Genomic DNA, 21098 nt, shown 5'->3' with positions numbered 1-21098 from the left:
TTTATGGCTATGAATGATCTACTAACCATTGGTTCATCAGGGGTTGCAGCACACCAGCGCCTGTTGATGACCACCGGTAATAACATTGCCAATGTAAATACTCCGGGCTACAGCTTACAACGTACATTTTATACAGCAGATACCTTAGGTGGCGTTCGAGAAGGTTATACAGAGCGTGTGTTAAACGGTTTTGCTCAAGCACAAATGTTTCGCGATACTTCTACATTAGCTAACCGTGACGCTTATTTAGAATCGGTGAGTAATATTGACGCGATTCTAAGTGATGATTCCTTATCTTTAAGTAGTAAGTTTGACGATACCTTCACCCAGCTTCACGCAACAACCGATAACCCAACTGCTTTATCTACTCGTGAATTATCCTTGTCACAGTTTAATGCGTTAACTGACCGTTATCGAACTTTGAATGAGCAGTACAGCGTACAAGAAAAAAATCTTAGCCAAGATATTGTAGAAAAAGCGGATGAAGCCAATGCCTTAATTCGCAATATTGCTGAAATCAATAAAGAGATTGTGGCTGCTGGCGGTAGTCCTTTAGATGGTAATACCGCAATTCTTGGTGATAAACGTGACCAAGCAATTAAAGAGCTAGCGGAATTGATAGATATTAACACCATTGTCCAAGATGACGGTTCAACTCTGGTGTTTATGCGCTCTGGTCAAGCTTTAGTGTTGCAAGATGACCATACTAAGTTGGCCATTGTAGATGGTGACCCTGATAGTACTCAAAAAGAAATGACGCTTTCGTTAGCCGGTTCTACCCGTATTATTGGCCGCGATGATATTGGTGCGACTATCGGTGGATTGATGGAATACCGTAAAACCACATTGGATACTAGCCGCAACCAGCTAGGTCAGCTGTCAATTGCGATGACTGATGCTTTTAATACTCAAAACCGTTTAGGCATGGATTTAAACGGCGATATTGGTGGAGATATATTTACTCTACCAACGTTTAACGGCAAAGAGTTCTCGACCAATACTACGGCTGGCACAATTAGCGGTAGCTTTATTGCCGGCAGCGGCAGTGAAGTAACGCCTTATGATTACCGAGTTACCTTTACTTCGCCAACCACTTTTGAAATACAGCGTTTTGACGGTGATAGTCCAATAGAAACCGCTATATCTGGGACAATACCTCCCACCAATTTCCAACTCGATGGTATAGATTGGGATTTTTCTTCAGGCCCTTTTGCAGCGGGTGACAAACATCTTATTCAACCAGTAAGAGATGCCGCAGCTCAAATGACGGTGAGCATGAGCCAGCCAGAGAAACTCGCGCTAGCCTCGCCAATTCGCGTAGAGCGGGAACTTAATAACCGCGGTAATGCGACGGTGTCTATCGATTCCATTTACGATACCGACCCAGCTACGTCTAATTTCACCGCACCTGGTGGCTATGATCCTAACGGCCCGCATGAGGTACGTATTAATAACGCTGGTGATTATGAGATCTACAATGGTGTAGGGGCCTTAATGGCCACAGCGCCCGCCGCGAGTGCTGGCCAACAATTGTTTGCTAATGCAGTGCCTGCTTTAACACCGGGTTATGAAATAAATATTGACGGCGATGTGCAAGAAGGTGATGTATTCACCATGGATTACAATACCGACGGTTTTAATGACAACTACAATGCTCTGCGTTTGGTAGATTTGCAGCAAAAAGATCTTGTGCGCAAAAGTCTTGCTACTGGCGGCGACAATAAAATGACCATGAACGATGCTTACGCCAGCGTAGTGAGTTTTGTGGGCGGTAAAACCAGCGAGGCGAGGGTAGCTGTATCTGCAGCGACATCTTTACTTGAGCAAAGTTCCCAGCGGCACAACTCCATATCTGGGGTTAATCTTGATGAAGAAGCATCTAATCTAATTCGTTTCCAGCAAGCTTACGCTGCATCTGCACAAGTTATTAGCGCTGCCCAGGAAACCTTCCAAACATTATTAAGTTCAGTGAGGTAATCAAATTATGCGAGTATCTAGTATTAATTTGTATCAAAGTTCACTGAACGGTGTGCTTAATTCTCAACAACAAGTTGAGAAAATGAACCAACACTTGATTACCAATAAGAAATTGCTTACCGCGGCTGATGGTCCGTCTGACATGAGTAAAACCATGTTTTTGACGACCGAAATTACCTTAACGGAGCAACACCTTAAGAACGGTACTTTGCTCGAAAACGCGCTTAATTTCGAAGAATCCACTCTAGATGGGATGATCAATGCAATGCAGCGGGCGAGGGTGTTAGGTGTTCAATCTGGCGATGGCTTAAATGGCGAAGCTGAACGTAAATCATTAGCTCAGGAGTTAAGGCAAATTCAAGCGCAAATGGTTGATTTTATGAATAGCCAGAACGCGGATGGTAGTTATGTATTCTCTGGGTTTCAAACCCAAAAACAGCCATATGTATTCGACGGCACAGATTATAAATACCAAGGCGATGCTGGTGTTAATGAGTTAAAAGTGTCGTCATCGGTGTATATTCAGAGTAATGATACAGGTCAGGAAGTATTTGATAATGTATTTAAGCGCTTTGTGACTAATGACTTGTCGGGTAATATAAACACAACTATTACCGATCAAAGAGCTTATGATAGTTTTCATAAATTAAATTATGACCCTATTACGCCAGCTAATAACACATTTCAAGTTCAAACAACGGCAGGCGTACCAGATACCTATGAAATACTTGATAGTGGTGGTGCATCTTTAGTTCCTCCTGAAACAGGTGATTATGTGCCAGGGCAATCTATAAACTTTAACGGAATTGATATTAATGTATCTACTCCTGCAGGTAGTGCCAATGAATCATTTGAATTAGCGTCACCAGAAAAAGATAATGTTTTAAACATGTTGTCAGAATATATTGTTGCTCTAGAAGATCCGTCTTTAGTTGGCGATGCTTATGTAGAGAAACAATCAGATTTTTTAGTAGGTTTAGATAATTCATTAGAAAGTGTAAACTTAACTTTAGGGTCTATTGGCGCAAGAGGTAATTCCCTGGAGGCCGTGCGCTCTGCGGCTTCTTCGATGGATCTCATTAATCAAAAATCTCGCGCTTCTTTGAGTGAGGTCGACTTCGCTGAAGCTGTGAGCAATTTGCAGAAAGCAGAGCTTGCACTCAATACTTCTTATTCATCTTATAGCCGTATAAGCCAGTTATCACTATTTAATTATCTATAACGCTAAAGTTTATTCTTAGTCTGCCGTTATAAAGGTTGCTTCAATAATGAAGCAACCTTTTTTGTTTTAAGATTTTGTTCTGAAAATAAAATTTAAATAATTGCTAAAGAATATTGAAGCGCCGCCGTTATATAGGGTAAGTCAGAAGAAAATAATAACTGACAACTAATAAAACCTATAAATGGTTAAAATATAGATAGGAGAAATATCATGGCTTTATACGTAAATACAAATGTGTCATCACTAAATGCCCAACGTCAGTTAACTCAATCTGGCTGGTCTTTAGATACATCATTCCAACGCTTGTCATCGGGTTTGCGTATTAATAGTGCAAAGGACGATGCCGCTGGTCTTCAAATTTCAAACCGTATGACTTCGCAAATTCAAGGTCTAGACCGCGCAGTAATGAATGCTCAAGATGGCATCTCGTTAGCGCAAACCGCTGAAGGCGCGATGGACGAAGTAACAAATATGCTTCAACGTATGCGTACTTTAGCCATCCAATCTCAAGACGGTATCAATAACACCGATGACCGTATAGCACTACAAGCTGAGGTTTCACAGCTTAAAGCAGAGATCAGTCGTGTAGGCACAACCACTAAGTTTGGTAATATCACACTACTAGATGGTCAATATAATGAGAACTTCTTAGTAGGTGCAAACGCTGGAGAAAACATTGCTGTTACCATTGGTACAACTGTTAGCCAAGCTGGTTTGGGAATTACTACCTTGTCTGTATCAAGCCCTGCTTTAGCAAGCGCTGCGATGGCTGCCATAGACTCAGCGGTTAAAACTATTGATGCTGAGCGCGCACAATTAGGTGCAGTTCAAAATCGCTTCCAATCTACCATTCGTAACTTGTCTAACATTTCTGAAAATGTAACGGCTGCACGTTCACGTATTAAAGATACTGATTTTGCGAAAGAAACAGCAGAGCTGACGCGTAACCAAATTATTCAGCAGACTTCTACGACTATTTTGGCTCAAGCGAACCAACGTCCACAGGCTGCATTATCTCTACTAGGTTAATATAAAAAGAAAAGGACGGTGGGGGTTCAATCCACCGTCCTCATACTGTAATCGCGCAATTAGTACTCCTAGGAGGCTCAATTCCATACTAATAATAAGTTGCGCTTTAGTTTCGCTCTCAATCTCCTATCGTTTCGAGCGATACGGCCAAGTGATGTATACTCACTTGGCCTTTTTTCGCAGCGGTTCAGACTGCACCTGTAATAAAGCAATGCTTGTGCCAAGTTTTAGTGACAGATTATTGGCATCAAAAAATAAATTTTTTAGCTAAAAGCTCTATCTTTAGTCCGATTTATTCAAGATTACTTTCTGCTACGAAGCCTTTGATAGCAAGGCTTGCCGCAAAAGCGGCAAATTTTTTCCGTTTTTTCCTTATTTTCTCTAAAGCTTTTCCTAGGCTTGCCGCTAACTAATATGAAGTTATTAAAACTTTGGTCCATTTTTAAGTTGTCTTGGTTTTCGGTTCATAGACCAGGGGTTCAACAACTAACAGATGGTTTTGATCGTCCTGACACAGTTCAATCAGGATGAGCGATTTCTTAGGAGGCTCAAATTATGGCATTAGTTGTCAACACCAATGTGTCGTCATTGAACGCACAGCGTCAGTTATATAATTCTGGCAATACACTTGATACTGCTTATCAACGTTTAAGTTCTGGTTTTAGAATTAACAGCGCAAAAGACGATGCTGCAGGTCTACAAATCTCTAACCGTATGACATCACAAATACAAGGTTTAGATCGCGCGGTGATGAATGCTCAAGATGGGATTTCGGTAGCGCAAACAGCTGAAGGTGCGATGGATGAAGTGACTAATATGCTTCAACGTATGCGTACTTTAGCCGTACAATCTCAAGATGGTATTAATAACAGCGACGACCGTACAGCTCTACAAGCAGAAGTTAGTCAACTGAAAGCTGAGATTAGCCGAGTAGGTACTACAACTAAGTTTGGTGGTACGGCGCTATTAGATGGCTCTTACAGCTCAAACTTCTTAGTAGGAGCTAACGCAGGCGAAAATATTTTGGTATCAATTGGCCAAACTATTTCGCAAGCTGGTCTAGGTATCACCGGTACGAGTGTAAGTACTGCTGCTGCGGCTAGTGCAGCAATGGCTGCTATTGACTCAGCAATTAAAGCTGTTGATTCTGAGCGTGCTGGTTTAGGTGCGGTTCAAAACCGCTTCCAATCTACTATTCGTAACTTGTCTAACATTTCAGAGAATATCTCTGGTGCTCGTTCTCGAATTAAAGATACTGACTTTGCAAAAGAAACTGCTGACTTAACTAAAGCTCAGATTCTACAACAAACTAGTACTTCGATTCTTGCTCAAGCAAACCAACGCCCACAAGCTGCGTTAGCTCTAGTTTAATCGTTAATAATAGTGTAGAAAGACGCAGCCACACTTATACTATGTAAGTGTGGCTTGCTTTGTTTAAGGAGTCTGGAATATGGATAACAGTGTAAGTTCAATATCCACTACGACAGTTACACTTGGCCAATCTGCAAATCGGGAGCCTAACTTAAGTGCTGCTGACAAGATGGAGGTGGCACAAATATCGCTTCAGAAAGAGCAGCAACAGGCAAAAGCGCAACAAGAGGCTGAGCAAGAGAAACGTCAAGATGAGGATAAGACTCAAATAGATGACGTAGTTGCTTCTCTAAACCAGTTACTTGAAGTTCAAGATAGGGATGTTAAGTTTGTTGTAGATGAACGAGATGGCCAGTTCTTCACTTCGGTGCTAAACAGAAGTACCGACGAGCTCATTCGTGAAATCCCTACTGAAGAGTATCGTCAATTGGAAGAGCGGTTAAAGAAGTTTCAAGACGCCATTGGTCAAACAACTGGGTTGTTTGTCGATCAATTGGTTTAAACTAAATGCGAGTAACAAGTTATGACTGGAATTACAGCTGCAGGTATTGGTAGTGGTTTAGACTTAGAAGCCCTTATTGAAGTATCCATTAATGCAGAACGTGCAGGCAAAGATGCGCGTTTGGAGAAAACCAAAGCAACTTTAGACGTTACTTTGTCTGCTGTTGGTTCTGTCAAATCTGCCTTAAGCTCCTTTCTTAGCATTCTTGAGAAAGCTAAAGAACAATCTACCTTTATTCCCCGTGTCGCAACGACTGGAGAGTCTGAAGGCAATGAATCATTTGTTATCGATTTAGCTGAAAGTGCGACAAATGGAAACTATTCAGTTGAAGTTCAGCAGCTTGCTAAGGGGTCATCTCTTACGTCAATTGACTCAACTACCAATGGTGGAACCCCACTGTATACCAGCGAAGATGATGTAGTGTCTTCTACTGCGGGTCAAATGACTTTTTCAACGGCTAACGGTGAAAGTTTTGTCTTAGATGTCGAAGCCGGGACAACCCTTAAGCAGTTAAGAGAAAAAATAAATGACGCCGAAGATAACTTTGGAGTAAGCGCTAACCTCATTGATACCGGCTCAGAGATTCGCTTGGCAATCTCTTCTGAAGAAACTGGTGACGGTAATACCTTAACCGTAACGAATACAGGTTCTAACCCTGAACTTGATAATTTTACTAATGCTGGTGGGAAAATGAGTGTCGTTGATGCATCTTCCGCCAAAATTACCATTGACGGAATTGAAGCAACCAGCAGCACTAACAACTTTAAAAATGTAATATCTGGTGTAAGTATCGATGTCAAAAAAGTGACGGGTTCTGCCGTCTCTGTCGAAATTGCGCCGAGTGAAGAAAAGGCAATTGAGAATATGAAAGCCTTTGTTGACGCTTACAACAAGGTTATTTCTGAAATTGATAAATATTCTAAACCTGAGACAGTGATTGAAGGAGAGGATGGAGCTTCGTCACGTAAAGAATTAAGCGGCGATGCTATGTTTCGATCATTGCGGTATTCACTAGGCCGAATTGCCAGTAATGGCTATGATGACGCGCCTCCAGGCATGAAAACACTGTATGGTATAGGTGTAGAAATGGACAATGATGGCATGCTTAAGTTGGACGAAACTAAGTTTAAAGAAAACCTAGCTAACAATATGGACGGAGTTGGCGAAGTTTTTGCTATGTCTGGTGGTATCTCGGAGTCTTTTTCTGCAATAGTTGCAAGCTATGAAAAATCTGATGGCGTTCTCGCTTCTCGAGAAGAATCAGTAAAAAGTCAGATAAGAGATTACGAACATCAAAAATTAGATTTTGAGGAGCGTATGGCCTCTTACGAAAAAACATTGCGAGCCAAATATACTGCTTTTGATGTTGCCATGGGTGACCTAAATAGCCAGATGTCCTACATAACCGGACAATTAGCGCAGCTGAATAAATAATGGAAGTGACGTATGTATCAAAAAGGTATTAATCAGTACCGTCAAGTAGGCGTAAAAGACCAAATAGCAACTGCTGATCCTCATGGCGTCACTCAAATCTTAATGCAAACGGCTCTACAAAACTTAGCTGTTGCTAAAGGATGTTTAGAGCGCAATGATTTAGCAAATAAAGGTAAGCCAATTGGTAAAGCTACCTCTATTATTACTTCGCTTCGAGACACTTTAGATCATGAACGTGGTGGGGATATTGCTGGCAACTTAAATGATTTGTATACTTATATGTTAGAGCTATTATCAGAAGCGTCTGTTTCTAATAAAGCAGAATTAGTCGCTGAAGTGATTGATATTTTCCTTCCTATTAAGTCTGCTTGGGACCAAATACCAGAGTCAGCAAAGCAAGAAGCCTACCAACAGAAGTAAGATGAGTACGCCTAACTCTCACCTCAATAAGCAACTAGCTAAAGCTAGTTTATCTTTACTTGCGCTTCGCGAAGCTTTAGATGAAGATTCGGTCGATCTTAAGCAAGTAGAGAGCAGCCTTGCAGAACATCAGACTATTGTTAAAGATATATTTGAAGGCTCTGACTCTATTTTTTTTTCAGCGGATGATCTGGTTCTTCTCAATGAATACTCCGAGAAAGTTCAAGCGATCTACAGTTACTTTAAAGAACAACGCTTAGACATAATAACTACGCTTGGCTCTTTAAAGCGTGGTCAGAAAGTAGTGGGCGCTTATTTTAAAAATACTTAGGCGATAACTTAGGAATCGTAATGCTAAAGAATATTGATTTTCAGACATCCTCAGATGAACCTACTCAACAACTGCATGAAGCTCAATTAGCCCCTTTGATACAGAGGCGCTTTGCGCGTAACTTAGAGGCGTTTGCTAGTTTTGATCTTGGCTTAGCAAAAACACTCTCGGAACATCACTCTGTTAAATATTCCCCTTTTGTTACAACTTCTCGTCGTTTAAATGTAATGAGCATTGCAAAAGGGAGAGCACTTTATAACCTCATTCCTGAAAGACAAGTCTCTCAGCAAGTTTCACACTTTAGCCAACAGGCACTGGTTTACAATAGCTCTGTAGATACCCCTTTGTTGAATGTTATTCAACAGCAAGGCGCTACATTAAACTCTCTGTTGCCACAAGGTAATATTGCTTACCAAGCAATAGATGAAAACAGTGAAAATCTTGTTATTTTGGGTTGTGGCCTAGGTTTACATTTAAAGCAGTTAGCCAGCTTAGCTCCGTGGAAGAGAATACTTTTAATTGAACCTGAGGTAGATTTATTACATGTTTCTTTGCTTAGTGCTGAGTGGCGAGAAATGTTGGGGCATGTTTCTGCTAATGATATTAAATTAAATATTGTTTCGGGGGTAAAAGGTGCAGACGCTATACAAGCGATAAGTGACTGGAAAAAAGAACATGGGCTAACGAAATTCCATATTTATCGGCATTATGATTATGCTGTTTTTAATTGTTTTGAATATCATTTAGCTTTAGGATTAGATGCTTTTTCTCACGAACTGATAGAGCAAAGTGCTAACCTGGAAGAAGAAAGTAGTTTTGAATTTAGCCATTCTTTGAGCTTTTACTATTTAGAAAGCTCTCAGGTGGCGACTCATATAGAAGAAAAAAATAGTAAACTTTTAGAGAACCATTTTTCAAACAATTTAGAGGCGTTTCGTAAGTATTTTCCTGACATATACGCTTTTGCCGTTGATTATAAAAGTGTAAGGTGGCAGTTAGTTAGTACAGGAGATGGGCAGTTTAACCTGTTTGATTTAGAACAAGGAATAGTGTCTAGTAGTGAGGAACTACGAGATTCAAGCCTTAAGTATTTCGAACATTATTCAGCCAACCCTAGAATTGACCCTCTCGACGCTAGGCAAACATTTCATAAGCCAAGTCCATTTATTCATTATGATAAATCAGCTCAACTTAAAAATTTGGTTCAATCAATTCCTGAGTCAAAACACAGTAAATTGCCGCATAAATTACCGTCGTTTATCATGTATGGTTGTTCTTTGGGTTATCAAGTAGAGAAGTTACTAAACTCCCATATTGTAGATAACTTTATACTTTATGAGCCGAATATAGATTTTTTCTATGCATCATTATCCACGATAGACTGGAGTAAAATCCTACAGGCTTCCGATGAGCAAGGCACTAAACTTTATCTCAATATTGGCGACGATGGCACGCATATGTTTGATGATATTCATATGCGCTTGCAGAGCTACGGTATTCATATTCTCTCGTATACGTTCTTTTATGTAAGCTATTTTCAGCATGCAATGGATAAAAATATTCGTTTAACACGAGATCAGTTCAAGGTCCTATTAAACATTAGTGAGTTCTTCGATCACGCTTTCTATAACTTAAATCATACTCGTGACTCCTTATTGCGGAACAGTCGCTATATGTTAAAAAGTAAACCGCAAATGCTGCGTGACGAATTAGCCAACACCCCTGTATTTATTATCGGAAATGGACCCTCTTTAGATAGCAGTGCAGATGTGATTCGCCAACACCAAGATAAGGCAATTATTATTTCAGTTGGTACGAGTTTAAAAGCACTTTATCAGTTGGGCATTAAGCCAGATTTTCATGCAGAAGTTGAACAAACTAGAGCTACTCTTCATTGGGTATGCCAAGTTCCGGATCCTGATTGGCTTAAACAAATAGATATGATTACTGTAAACGGCCTACACCCAGAAGTATCAGACATGTTTGGTGAAACGCTATATTGTTTGAAAACGGGAGAAGCTGGGTCACTGAGTTTTCTTGAAATTGCTGAAGAAGTGCAAGAATTCGATAGTATCCTTTACTCTTACCCTACAGTATCAAATTGTGCATTGTCTTATGCTCTGCGCCTTGGGTTTAGACAAATATATCTATTTGGTGTGGATCTTGGTTTTGTAGACCCCAATCGCCACCATAGTCAGCACTCTGCATACTATAACGCTAAAGAAGATGGCAAAGAGCTTTATGATTATAGTGCACATGGTACGGGTTTAAGAGTGCCTGGTAATTTTGAAGATTATGTATTTACTAAGCATGAATTTAAGTACTCTGCAGAAATATTAGGTAAATCCATAGCTGAATATGATGATGCCGAAGTTTATAACACCTCGAATGGGGCGCTAATTGAGGGAGCCGCTCCACTCGCTCTCGAGCAGGTGCTTCTAACAGGTGATGAAATTGATAAACCCGCGTTAAAACAGCGTATAAAGTTAGGCGCTTATAGAGAAGACACATCTCAGTTAGTTGATGTATTCGACAACACCTACTCAGATAAACATATTGAAGAGCACTGTAACCAGCTGCTTGATATAGTACGTGATGATGCTGATAGCTGGGAAGCTGTACTTGATATATTAGATCGTCAAGTTAAATTAGTTAAAGGTTCTGCGGCAGACCCTAAATCTCTATTCTTTTACTTAATGCGGGGGAGTGCTTCTTTTTGTTTAACCTATTTAACCCGCTTAGCTTATTCGGCTGATGATGAAGAGTTATGTATGCAGCGCTTCAATGAAGGTAAAGCAATATGGATAGAATATATAACAGAAATGCGGGATAAAGTGCTCAGCGACTTTGGTGAGTTCGACCAAACGCCTCGGCCTGTGCCAGATAATGATTTTGATTCAATGCCTGCACTTGATATTCTTAAAAAAAGAAAAGAAGCAGCAAAAACGGGTTAAATAATTGGGGTTAAACGGTGATGTTTAACCCCAATTTTTAAGATTCTAGTAATTGTTCTATGTACTCTGAGATCGTTTCTTCTTGACCAAAAAGTGCGTGGTAGATTTTCCCCGGGAAGGCTATTGAACGCTCTGCATTCTTAAAGAATGTTTGAGGAGGTTCTTCTTCGGTTTCTTCGATAAATAGCCATTCGCCACCAGCTTCTTTTTTATACACCTCTCCAACATAAGCGCCTAACATATATGAATAGGTAAACATCTCTTTTTCATCTAAATGTTGCTCGCTGAGTGTTTTGATTAGCTGATCTACTTGGGTGAGGCTACCTAATGAATAGTCTGGACGAGGGCTACCAGTGCTTTCGATAAAGCTAATGGCATCTTCGGCTGTGTCGGCCATAAGTTTCGAGAACTCTTCGTTATTCATTATTTCTGTCCTTTCAAAAATTATAATCTTAATACTAAAAGCTTTATTTATTTTAACAAGTATATACGCCAGCTAAGTGCTAGTTTTGCTTATTAACTCCCAAGATAATGGCGTTGCAAAGTCTATATCGGTTTTGGCCTTGCTACCTAATACCTCGTCTAGACATTTGGGGGCTAAGCCATATCCTGGTCTTACACTTCCAATGTTATTGGTAGATAAAACATCACCTTTTTTTATGGATTTAGTTGCGTATAGGGAGCGCCTAAACTGTATGTTTTGTTGCTCACTTGACGCTTGAGAGTATGATACCTGACCCATTGCAGACCATGCTGTACCTGCTGACTGACATAGCTGAGATAATTCCTTAGGCTCTATAGAGAAGCTATCGTCGGGGCCGCCGCCAAGCCGATCTAATGTTACGTGTTTTTCTACGATAGCTGCCCCTAATGCGACAGCGGTGATGGCGGTAGTGTTGTCTATAGTGTGGTCAGACAATCCAGTCACTAAGCCAAACCGACTCTGCATATCAGTTAACGTATGCAAATTATAATCTGACGCCGGGGCCGGGTAACCGCTAACGCAATGCAAAATTGCTAATTGCTTACAGCCAGCAGACTTAGCCGCTTCTATGGCTTCGCTAATCTCTTGCTCATTTGCCATGCCTGTTGAAATAATCATTGGCTTGCCGGTTGATGCTACATACTTTATTAAGGGGAGATCTATCGCTTCAAATGATGCTATTTTGTACGCTGGGGCATTTAGCTCTTCGAGTAAGTCTACAGCACTATTATCAAACGGCGAGCTAAAGAGAGTTATGCCTTGTTTCTTTGCATAATCAAATAGCTCTTTATGCCACTCCCACGGGGTGTATGCAGATTCGTATAGCTGGTAGAGGGTGTTACCGTCCCAAAGCCCACCAGATATTTTGAACTCAGGTTTATCACTTTTTAGGGTGATAGTATCGGCGCGATACGTTTGGATTTTTACCGCATCAGCCCCTGCCTGTTTGGCGGCATTTATCAGTGCAAGAGCGTTATTAATGTTACCGTTATGATTTGCTGAAATCTCAGCAATAATATAGGGCGGTTGGTCTACGCCAATTCGTCTATTGTCGATACAAATATTGTTGTTCATGTATAGCTTCCATTGGCTGTTTGAAGGAAGACGTTATTGCCAATCGCCTTATAATCCTGTTGCTTAAACAAATATAGAGAAGCTTTGTTTTTTGGCAATATAGTTGCGTAAAAATCGGAATTCGGCAGCAGAGACCTAGCAAGTTTTAAAGCAGCGCTTGCTACTCCTAGTCGTTTACTGTTACTTGCTGTAAGAATAGATATCTCGTAACCATCGCTCTCTGTTAGCCTATCAAGCCGCAGCATACCTTGGGGCTGTTCTCCATTGGTGACGATGTAAAGATGATAAGCGGTATTGCTTAGTTGCTGGGAAAACCATGCCTTGTGTTCTCGCTCGGTAGGAGTCGCGGGGTTTATTGCGTACTCTCGTGTGCCTGGTTCGTGCTGCCATTGAAAGAGTTGTACACAGTCTTCCTTGGTGACAAGGTTTAGGTGAACTAGCTGCCCATTAGTTAACGATGTTTGCATGATACTTGCCGCTGTTCTGCGCGCACCTTGCGCATCAACTAAGGCTGTCGCTTTATTCGCCATACTTTGGTAATTGTATTGAATGTGCTGTATAGCTTGAGTTAGTTTGTGTTCGTTGATTTGCTGTGGCGAACCTAAAGAAATAGCCGCTCCTTCTTCAGCGAGTATTCGACATATTTCTTTCTGATTATCAGCCAACTCAATATTAATGCTTGGCAAACCTAAAGCGCAGCGTTCCCAAGCACTAGCTCCACTGGCACCAATGGCAAGGTCGGCTTTGGTCATTATATCTGCCATATTGGATATTGAGCGCAGAACCTGGCAATGTTTGAATCGTGAGCGCTGACTAGTTTCTAGCAGCGATTGATAATTGGGATTATTAGGGCCCGCAATTACAATTAGCTTGGTACAGCTATCAATCGGACTACTTTGTAATAATTCTATCAATCGCTTAGTTACGTTATTGCGGTCTGTGCCACCCAAACTTAATAATATTGAGTTAATTGACTGTTTTTTATCGCGCCTAGTTTGAACGGTGGTTTGGGCAGCTAAAAACTCATCTCTCAGCAATGCGTAATGTGTACCCAGTAATAGGGAAGCAGAAGAGGGCACCAATGACCGGTAATCAGAGTTAGTTCTGCCATAGGTCTGATCTAGCAGAATGTCACATTGGTGGGCGCGATTAGCGAGATCATCAATTACTACCATTTGCTTTACATGGGGTTGTAAAAGCAGTTCCCAGCGTTTGTCTATGCCATAGTGATCTACGATCAAGAAATCTACTGGGCCTATGTCACTTATTTTATCTAGAGTATTCTTGGCGTCTTGAGTATAAAGTCGACCTAACCAAGTAGAGGGGTCCTTTGGGTCAAGGTGTTCTGTTGGAGGTGCTAGCAATAACAGTTTGAAACCAGACTCAGTGATAACAGAATTAATGTTGCCGAGGTGTTCTGCGGTGGCAAAACTTATAGTGTGTCCATTTTTTCTTAACTGGTGGGCCAGCGACAAACAGCGGTAAACATGGCCGCTGCCAATGATTATTGACGAGTCTACTCTAAAGACAATATTCATTGTTGTCGGTAATTGTATAGAAACTCAGCTAAGGCCCAGTCTTGCATGTCATCAATGTCTACACAGCTATTTTTGGGAACCACTAAACCCAGGGACTTTTCACTGTAAATTGGAGTATTACTTAAATAGGCCGAGGCTTTTCCCCAGTAGTATTGACCGGTATCGTAATACCCTTCATTTAAATCTTGGCTACGACTATTCAAATGTTCTAGTTCCATCATTGAAACAAAGCCGTTTGTATCTAGACGCAAAGCACGTTGTATAGGTGCAGGGTAGGCTGCAACCGGGAATAAGTAGTCTGCATCCTTTTGTTTTAATACCTGTTTACCTTCTAACAATTGAGAGGGTGTCACAAAAGGCGCTGTCGCGTAGATACAACAAACTTCAGTAATGTCTGAATCGATAACTACTAAAGTAGAAATAGCATGATGAATAACCTCAAGCGTAGTTGCGTAGTCATTTGCAATGTGCGCTGGTCTAACAAAAGGCACTTCAGCGCCGAATTGTTTAGCAATATCGGCTATCTCAGAATCATCAGTGGATACAATAACACGATCAAAACACTGGCTTTGTAATGCGCTTTCTATACTGTAAGCGATAATGGGTCTACCATTAAAAAGCTTAATATTTTTCCTCGGAATACGTTTACTTCCGCCGCGTGCTGGAATTATTGCTACAGCGCTCATTGCAAAGCCTCTGCCAGTGTACTAACCACAAATTTCTGTTCTTCATCGGTTAAGGCAGGGAATAGCGGCAGACTCAAAGCTGCTTGATAATAATGCTCGGCGTTAGGGTAGTCACCCAACTTGTGTCCTAAAGCTTGGTAATGAGGTTGAGTATGCACGGGTATGTAATGAACATTCACACCAATGTCAGCCGCCTGCATTTTGTTGAATACGGTGAGTCGTTTTTCTGGCTGGCTGAGTTGAATGACGTATAAATGCCTAGCAGATATTCCATTAGTATGCTGTTTTGGTGAAATAACCGGAAGAGGGGTTAATAGCTCATCGTAACGGTTGGCCAATTCTGCCCGCTTGGCTACCCACTGGTCCACTCGCTTAAGTTGCGACAAACCTAATGCACCTTGTAACTCGGTAATGCGGTAGTTAAAGCCTAAATCGAGTTGCTGATAGAACCAAGGGCCATCTGGTTCTTTTGTCATAAGCGCTGGGTCTCTAGTGACACCATGACTTCTCAGTAAGGCCATCTTTGTAGACAATTCTAGTGAGTTGGTGAGCGCTGCGCCGCCTTCTCCTGTAGTGATGATTTTTACTGGATGAAAGCTGAAAACAGTAATATCACTAAAACGGCAGTTGCCAATGGGGTGTTCTAAATAGGTACCACCAATGGCATGGGATGCATCTTCAATAATACGAAAGCCGTATTGCTGACTTAAGGCATATATGGCTTGCATGTCACAGGGTTGCCCACACATGTGAATAACAATTACGACCTTTGGAAGTGAGTTAGTGGTAATTGATTTTTCTAATTTGGTTTTTAAAGCCTGTGGGCATAAGTTGTAACTGCTAGAGTCTATGTCTACAAAATCAACTTCTGCTCCACAGTAGAGCGCACAATTGGCCGATGCCACAAAAGTGATAGGACTGGTCCAAACGATATCACCAGCACTAACATCGAGTGCTCGGCAAGCGAGGTGAAGGGCGCTGGTAGCCGAATTAGTGGCTAAGGTATATTTAGCTCCAGTATAGGTGCATAGAGCCTGTTCGAATTCAGGCACTTTGGGGCCTTGAGTAAGGTAGTCAGAACCCAATACTTCTACAACAGTGTCAATGTCCTGTTGAGATATTTGCTGTCTACCGTAAGGGATCATAATTCAGCCATTTCGTCGAAAGCCAAAATCTGCTCTGAATCCAAAAAGTCAGGGTTAGTTTCAGAGTGGTACTCAAAACCTTGTTTAACAAGTTGACCTACCTCGTCTATCAGATTCCGAGAGTAGTTGTGTTCATCATTATAAAACTTGATGCTTGGGCAGATAACAAAATGGTCGTCAAACTCCAATGTGAGATGGGAATCATCACCTGGACACATTATTTCGTGAAGCTTTTCGCCTGGACGAATGCCAATGATTTTAATAGGGAGATCGGGAGCATAGGTTTTTGCTAAGTCGACAATTCTCACTGACGGTATTTTGGGAATGAAAATTTCGCCGCCGTACATGCGGCTGAAGTTTTTCAAAACAAAGTCGACACCTTGTTGCAAAGTAATCCAAAAACGAGTCATTTCTTCATGAGTAATCGGTAAGTGGTCATTACCATTAGCGATTAATTGCTTAAAGAACGGCACTACCGACCCTCGAGATCCCACAACATTGCCATATCGAACGACTGCAAAACGAGTTTGGCCTTGGCCAACCATATTATTTGCCGCCACGAAAAGCTTATCTGAGGCTAGTTTCGTCGCTCCATATAAATTAATAGGTGCTGCAGCTTTATCTGTAGATAATGCAATGACTTTAGATACGTTGTTTTCTATGGCAGCTTTGATCACATTTTCTGCGCCATGAATATTCGTTTTTATACATTCCATAGGATTGTATTCAGCTGCAGGAACTTGCTTTAGAGCTGCTGCATGAATGACATAATCTACGCCATTCATGGCCTGAATAAGGCGTTCTCTATCACGAACATCGCCAATGAAGTAACGCATGCAAGGGTCATTGAATTGCTGTTGCATTTCATATTGCTTTAACTCATCACGAGAATAGATGATTAGGCGTTTAGGCTTATATCGTTCTAAGATAGTTTTTGTATACTTTTTACCGAAAGAACCTGTTCCACCAGTAATCAAGATAGATTTGTTGTCAAACATAAGCACCCTTAATTCTTGCTATATGATTAGCCTAAAGCATAAATTGAGCCAAAAGAAAATTATGAACCTTTTACTGAGCGGTTGACGAACTTCCGTTACATATCATTGTGCTTAACGTTATAAAAAGAGCTTTTAAAGCCTATCCGCTGCTCACTACCAACGATGCAACACAATTTCTATTATGCCTAGCGTCAAAATAATGGCAATCGGTTCTATGTGACTAAGGCTTATATATTGAAAATAGTGATTTATTTGTTAACTTGGTCCAAATTTTAGGGGAATTACAGGGTTGCTAAGTGTCGTGGTGGCACTAAATTTGCTTTTGTCCGCTATGGTTAGTAATTGAAACTCCTTATTGGAATGGATGATGATAGATCAAGTTGACTGGAATGGAAGCGAAGTCTTAGAAGAGGTTTTTGCGCATTGCGTAAAGCCCTTAAGTAAAGCTGATGCAAGTAAAACGTTAACAGCGTTTCTTCAGCAGCTTGACGAAAATAGTAATACTGAAGAGGGCAGTGAAACCAGTAATAGAGTGTTTCATATGTTACTTAATGAATTTGAAGTGCTCGCTAAAAACGATATAGATTGGCTAGTGTGTTTGTTTTCTACACACCTTAAATATGGAGATAGGGAAGCAGCAGTAGCTAAGTTAATCGAGTTGGTCTGTAATTCTTCTTTAAGTTTTGAAGCTAAGTGGTTTGTATACTGGCAACTGCAGAGTCATTTTTTTACCTTAAGGCATTTATACTCTGCAGAATATCGTTTTAAGTTATTGTCAAAAGCTTATAAGTCACTGTTTAATGATTTCTATCTTGGCCTAATTGATGACTTGAAAAAGTTAAAAGGCATTAATGCCACTTTTTTTGAATTTCCTAAAAGAGATTTAGCTACATCATTAAAAAACAGAGTTGTGATTATCTCAAACCAAATTCTATCTGCTCAGCACGCTCCAACGAGATTATGTATGGATATGGCGAAAACCTATATTGATATGGGTTTTGCAGTTAGTGTATTAAACTTAGCAAGTCTTCCTTCAAGAGTTAATACTCTTTTTATTGGATGTAAAAGTTATAACAATATCGGTCAGTTCGCTCTCCCTAAACAAAAAATTCTTTTAGATAGAGAAAATGTATCGTTGTCAGGAGCTAGCAATGATGCTTCATGTATTCATTATCTAGATACGGATATACCGTTTTTTCAACTCGAAAACCTCGACCAGCTAGCATATGTTTTGTTGGGTTTGGAGCAACAGAAACCAGCTTTGGTTATTTCGATATCTGATAATAACTTAATGGCAGACGCTATTGGTAAAAGCCATCAAGGGGATTACCCAGTGGTTACATTCCCAACGGTAGCTGAGCTGCCTATTCAGGTTGCTACAACACCAGTGCTCAGGCGGAAACCAAGTGATGAACTTAAGGCTTTAGCTGGGTTTAAAAACTATTTATTATCTCAAGATCATTACCCTCATAAACATGAGAGCACTGGTATTAATAGAACTGAATTAGGACTTCCAGAAAATAAGTTCTTAATTTCTATAGTTGGAAGCCGATTAAGTATAGAGGTTAATGATGCTTTGTTAGGTTGCTTGAGTTCTCTATTGAGTTCCTCAACGCATATTTCTGCTGTGTTTATTGGGAGTGCGGACCTAATAGGTAAAATTGTGTTGCCTGAATTCAGTGATAGAATCTATGTTTTGGGACATCAAGAAGATTTGTTCTCGACTATAGCAGCTACTGATTTGTTTTTGAATCCAGATCGAGTTGGCGGTGGCACTGGTGGTGTAATGGCATTGGGGGCTGGTTTACCAGTTGCAACGTTATCTAATAATTATAGCGATGTTGCGTGGAGTGTAGGACATGAGTTTTCATTTAGTAGTTATGAAGACATTAGTGACTTTGTATTACGCTGTGCAGAGGAACCCGAATTCTATGAAGAGCAACAACAAACAGCCTTAAATAAATACGAAATGAAACTGGATGCTAGGTCTGTATACCAAAAACTATTGGATGACTGCGGTGTAGAAAAACCTTTCGATAAATAATTCTATGTTGAGTTTAAAAAAGAGGGAGTAAGCTATGTATTTACTCGAAAATAACGTTGACCAGAGTAAGGTGTTGCGCACAACAACTCCTAATGAGAGCGTGCTCAATGTTACTAAGAGCTATTTACCTAACAAGAAAAAATATCAAGCATATATTGATAGAATTTTCGACTCTCACTCACTGACTAATCGAGGCCCGCTAAGTCAAGAGTTAGAGCAGCGCTTAGCCGAATACCTTGGAGTGAAGCACCTTCTATTGGTGTCAAATGGTACAATGGCGCTCCATGTTGCTTACCGTTTACTAGGGCTAAGAGGAGAGGTCATTACTTCACCGTTTTCATTTGCTGCCACAAGTTCTTCGCTAGTGTGGGAGAAGTTAAAGCCAATTTATACTGACATATGCAGTAAATCCTTTAATTTAAATCCAAGAAACATTGTGTCATCAATAACTGAGCGCACCTCAGCTATCGTTCCTGTACATGTTTTTGGAAATGCCTGTGCAGTTGACGATATATCTCAGATTGCGAAGGAGCATGGGCTCAAAGTAATCTATGATGCAGCTCACGCTTTTAATGTAAGAGGTCCTTCTAAAAGCTTGTTTGAGTATGGTGACATCAGTACATTAAGCTTACATGCGACTAAAATGTTCCATACGGTTGAAGGTGGAGCATTAGTGTTCAATGATGCCGATTTATACGAGCAGGCGAAAGCTCTGATCAATTTTGGCATTGACAGTACTGGAACGATTGCGCCTTTAGGGATTAACGCAAAAATGAGCGAGTTTCATGCGGCAATGGGGCTTTGTGTTCTTGATGATATAGACATAATAACGGAACAGAGAAAAAAACTTGTCACGCAATATAGGATCAATTTTGGGGGCCGTTTACAGTTACAACTTAGAAATTCAGATTTCACAGATAACTATGCCTATCTGCCTGTAGTGTTTCCAAATGTTGTTATTCGCCAAGCGGTGGAGTTAGCTCTGGGGGCGGAGAGTATCAATCCACGACGTTATTTCTCTCCCTCGTTAAATGAAGTTTATGCGCCGTATCAAAGCATGCCAAATTCACAATCACTCAGTGAGAGAGTTTTGTGTTTACCTCTTTATCCCGGTTTGTCAAAAAGAGATGTACTAAGAGTCACTAATATAATTCATCGAACATTGGATCGTTTTTGAATGAAACTGGCAATCATGCAGCCTTATTTTTTGCCATATCTAGGCTATTTCCAGTTGATCAATGCTGTAGATGAATTTGTTATTTATGATGATATCGAATACACCAAAAAAGGTTGGATTAACCGAAATCGTCTGCTTAGTTGCCAAGGTGAAATGTTAGTGACCCTTCCTTTAAAGAAAGGTTCTGATTATCTAAAGGTAAATCAACGTTACTTAGCTGATAGCTGGGTTAAAGATAGGGTTAAGTTGAATAACCGCATTAGAAATTGGTATATCAAAGCCCCATATTTTGAATCTATAGAGCCGATTATTAATCAAATACTTTTTGCTCCTTGTGTTAACTTATTTGACTTCATCTACAATTCATTAATCCATTTATTGCGCTATTTACAGATCCAGACGCCGTTAATTAGGAGCTCAACTTTAGACTTTGATTCTAGCCTGAAAGGGGAAGGTAAGGTTTTGGCTATTTGTGAACTGCAATCAGCTTCAGAATACTTGAACCCTCAGGGAGGTGTTGAGCTATATGATAAGGCTTCGTTCACGCGGTGTGGTGTGGATTTACAGTTTTTAAACTGCTTGCCTTACGAATATGAACAATTTTCGCCCCCATTTACTCCGTTCCTTTCTATTGTTGATGTACTTATGTTTAATGACTTAGCAACGGTAAAATTAATGCTTAACGAACAATACTCAATAAAATAGGCCACAC

18 protein-coding genes are annotated in these 21098 nt (G+C 40.5%); 12 read left to right on the top strand and 6 right to left on the bottom strand.

Annotated elements, in window-relative coordinates; all coding sequences use genetic code 11:
- Window positions 1–3 precede the first annotated feature (3 nt).
- The 9 genes from flgK (at window position 4) to ACLD71_RS18915 (ending at window position 11240) form a co-directional block, all read left to right on the top strand.
- On the top strand, window positions 4–1977 hold the full coding sequence (flgK, locus tag ACLD71_RS18955; RefSeq protein WP_411991662.1) for a flagellar hook-associated protein FlgK: 1974 nt from the start codon (window positions 4–6) through the stop codon (window positions 1975–1977).
- A gap of 7 nt (window positions 1978–1984) precedes the next feature.
- The gene (gene flgL / locus ACLD71_RS18950) at window positions 1985–3199 is read left to right on the top strand and encodes a flagellar hook-associated protein FlgL (RefSeq protein ID WP_411991661.1); all 1215 of its coding nucleotides are present in this window, start codon (window positions 1985–1987) and stop codon (window positions 3197–3199) included.
- A 210-nt stretch (window positions 3200–3409) separates the two neighbouring features.
- Window positions 3410–4228, top strand: coding sequence for a flagellin (locus ACLD71_RS18945; RefSeq protein WP_303512543.1), 819 nt, complete (start codon window positions 3410–3412; stop codon window positions 4226–4228).
- 555 nt (window positions 4229–4783) lie between these two features.
- The gene (locus ACLD71_RS18940; protein ID WP_303512545.1) at window positions 4784–5599 is read left to right on the top strand and encodes a flagellin; all 816 of its coding nucleotides are present in this window, start codon (window positions 4784–4786) and stop codon (window positions 5597–5599) included.
- 79 nt (window positions 5600–5678) lie between these two features.
- Complete coding sequence (locus tag ACLD71_RS18935) at window positions 5679–6101, top strand: flagellar protein FlaG (RefSeq protein WP_411991660.1); 423 nt, start codon at window positions 5679–5681, stop codon at window positions 6099–6101.
- A gap of 21 nt (window positions 6102–6122) precedes the next feature.
- Complete coding sequence (gene fliD, locus ACLD71_RS18930; protein ID WP_411991659.1) at window positions 6123–7535, top strand: flagellar filament capping protein FliD; 1413 nt, start codon at window positions 6123–6125, stop codon at window positions 7533–7535.
- Window positions 7536–7547: 12 nt separating this feature from the next.
- Window positions 7548–7955, top strand: coding sequence for a flagellar export chaperone FliS (gene fliS / locus ACLD71_RS18925; RefSeq protein WP_303512552.1), 408 nt, complete (start codon window positions 7548–7550; stop codon window positions 7953–7955).
- Window position 7956: 1 nt separating this feature from the next.
- Entirely contained in the window at window positions 7957–8286 is a 330-nt protein-coding gene (locus ACLD71_RS18920; protein WP_411991658.1) for a hypothetical protein, read from the top strand.
- A 20-nt stretch (window positions 8287–8306) separates the two neighbouring features.
- Window positions 8307–11240, top strand: coding sequence for a 6-hydroxymethylpterin diphosphokinase MptE-like protein (locus ACLD71_RS18915; protein ID WP_411991657.1), 2934 nt, complete (start codon window positions 8307–8309; stop codon window positions 11238–11240).
- A gap of 37 nt (window positions 11241–11277) precedes the next feature.
- Here ACLD71_RS18915 and ACLD71_RS18910 read toward each other — a convergent pair whose 3' ends face one another.
- From ACLD71_RS18910 to pseB, 6 genes are all read right to left on the bottom strand, one after another.
- Window positions 11278–11664 (bottom strand): hypothetical protein, encoded by a 387-nt coding sequence (locus ACLD71_RS18910; RefSeq protein WP_411991656.1) that lies wholly within the window; start codon window positions 11662–11664, stop codon window positions 11278–11280.
- A gap of 72 nt (window positions 11665–11736) precedes the next feature.
- Entirely contained in the window at window positions 11737–12798 is a 1062-nt protein-coding gene (gene pseI, locus ACLD71_RS18905; protein WP_303512560.1) for a pseudaminic acid synthase, read from the bottom strand.
- Complete coding sequence (pseG, locus tag ACLD71_RS18900; RefSeq protein ID WP_411991655.1) at window positions 12795–14336, bottom strand: UDP-2,4-diacetamido-2,4,6-trideoxy-beta-L-altropyranose hydrolase; 1542 nt, start codon at window positions 14334–14336, stop codon at window positions 12795–12797. The genes pseI and pseG overlap by 4 nt, the downstream gene beginning before the upstream one ends.
- On the bottom strand, window positions 14333–15022 hold the full coding sequence (gene pseF, locus ACLD71_RS18895; RefSeq protein WP_411991654.1) for a pseudaminic acid cytidylyltransferase: 690 nt from the start codon (window positions 15020–15022) through the stop codon (window positions 14333–14335). The genes pseG and pseF overlap by 4 nt, the downstream gene beginning before the upstream one ends.
- Window positions 15019–16167 (bottom strand): UDP-4-amino-4,6-dideoxy-N-acetyl-beta-L-altrosamine transaminase, encoded by a 1149-nt coding sequence (gene pseC / locus ACLD71_RS18890; protein WP_411991653.1) that lies wholly within the window; start codon window positions 16165–16167, stop codon window positions 15019–15021. The genes pseF and pseC overlap by 4 nt, the downstream gene beginning before the upstream one ends.
- On the bottom strand, window positions 16164–17165 hold the full coding sequence (pseB, locus tag ACLD71_RS18885; RefSeq protein ID WP_303512571.1) for a UDP-N-acetylglucosamine 4,6-dehydratase (inverting): 1002 nt from the start codon (window positions 17163–17165) through the stop codon (window positions 16164–16166). Before pseB ends, pseC begins: the two co-directional genes overlap by 4 nt.
- Window positions 17166–17529: 364 nt before the next feature.
- Between pseB and ACLD71_RS18880 the strand changes: the two genes are divergently transcribed.
- The 3 genes from ACLD71_RS18880 to ACLD71_RS18870 are packed head-to-tail and all read left to right on the top strand — an operon-like array spanning window position 17530 to window position 21091.
- The gene (locus tag ACLD71_RS18880) at window positions 17530–19209 is read left to right on the top strand and encodes a hypothetical protein (RefSeq protein WP_411991652.1); all 1680 of its coding nucleotides are present in this window, start codon (window positions 17530–17532) and stop codon (window positions 19207–19209) included.
- Window positions 19210–19243: 34 nt separating this feature from the next.
- On the top strand, window positions 19244–20386 hold the full coding sequence (locus ACLD71_RS18875) for a DegT/DnrJ/EryC1/StrS family aminotransferase (RefSeq protein ID WP_411991651.1): 1143 nt from the start codon (window positions 19244–19246) through the stop codon (window positions 20384–20386).
- On the top strand, window positions 20387–21091 hold the full coding sequence (locus tag ACLD71_RS18870) for a WbqC family protein (RefSeq protein WP_411991650.1): 705 nt from the start codon (window positions 20387–20389) through the stop codon (window positions 21089–21091).
- Window positions 21092–21098 lie beyond the last annotated feature (7 nt).

Source organism: Agarivorans sp. DSG3-1, from assembly GCF_046774965.1.
Classification (GTDB): domain Bacteria; phylum Pseudomonadota; class Gammaproteobacteria; order Enterobacterales; family Celerinatantimonadaceae; genus Agarivorans.
This window is presented reverse-complemented; position numbering and strand designations above follow the sequence as displayed.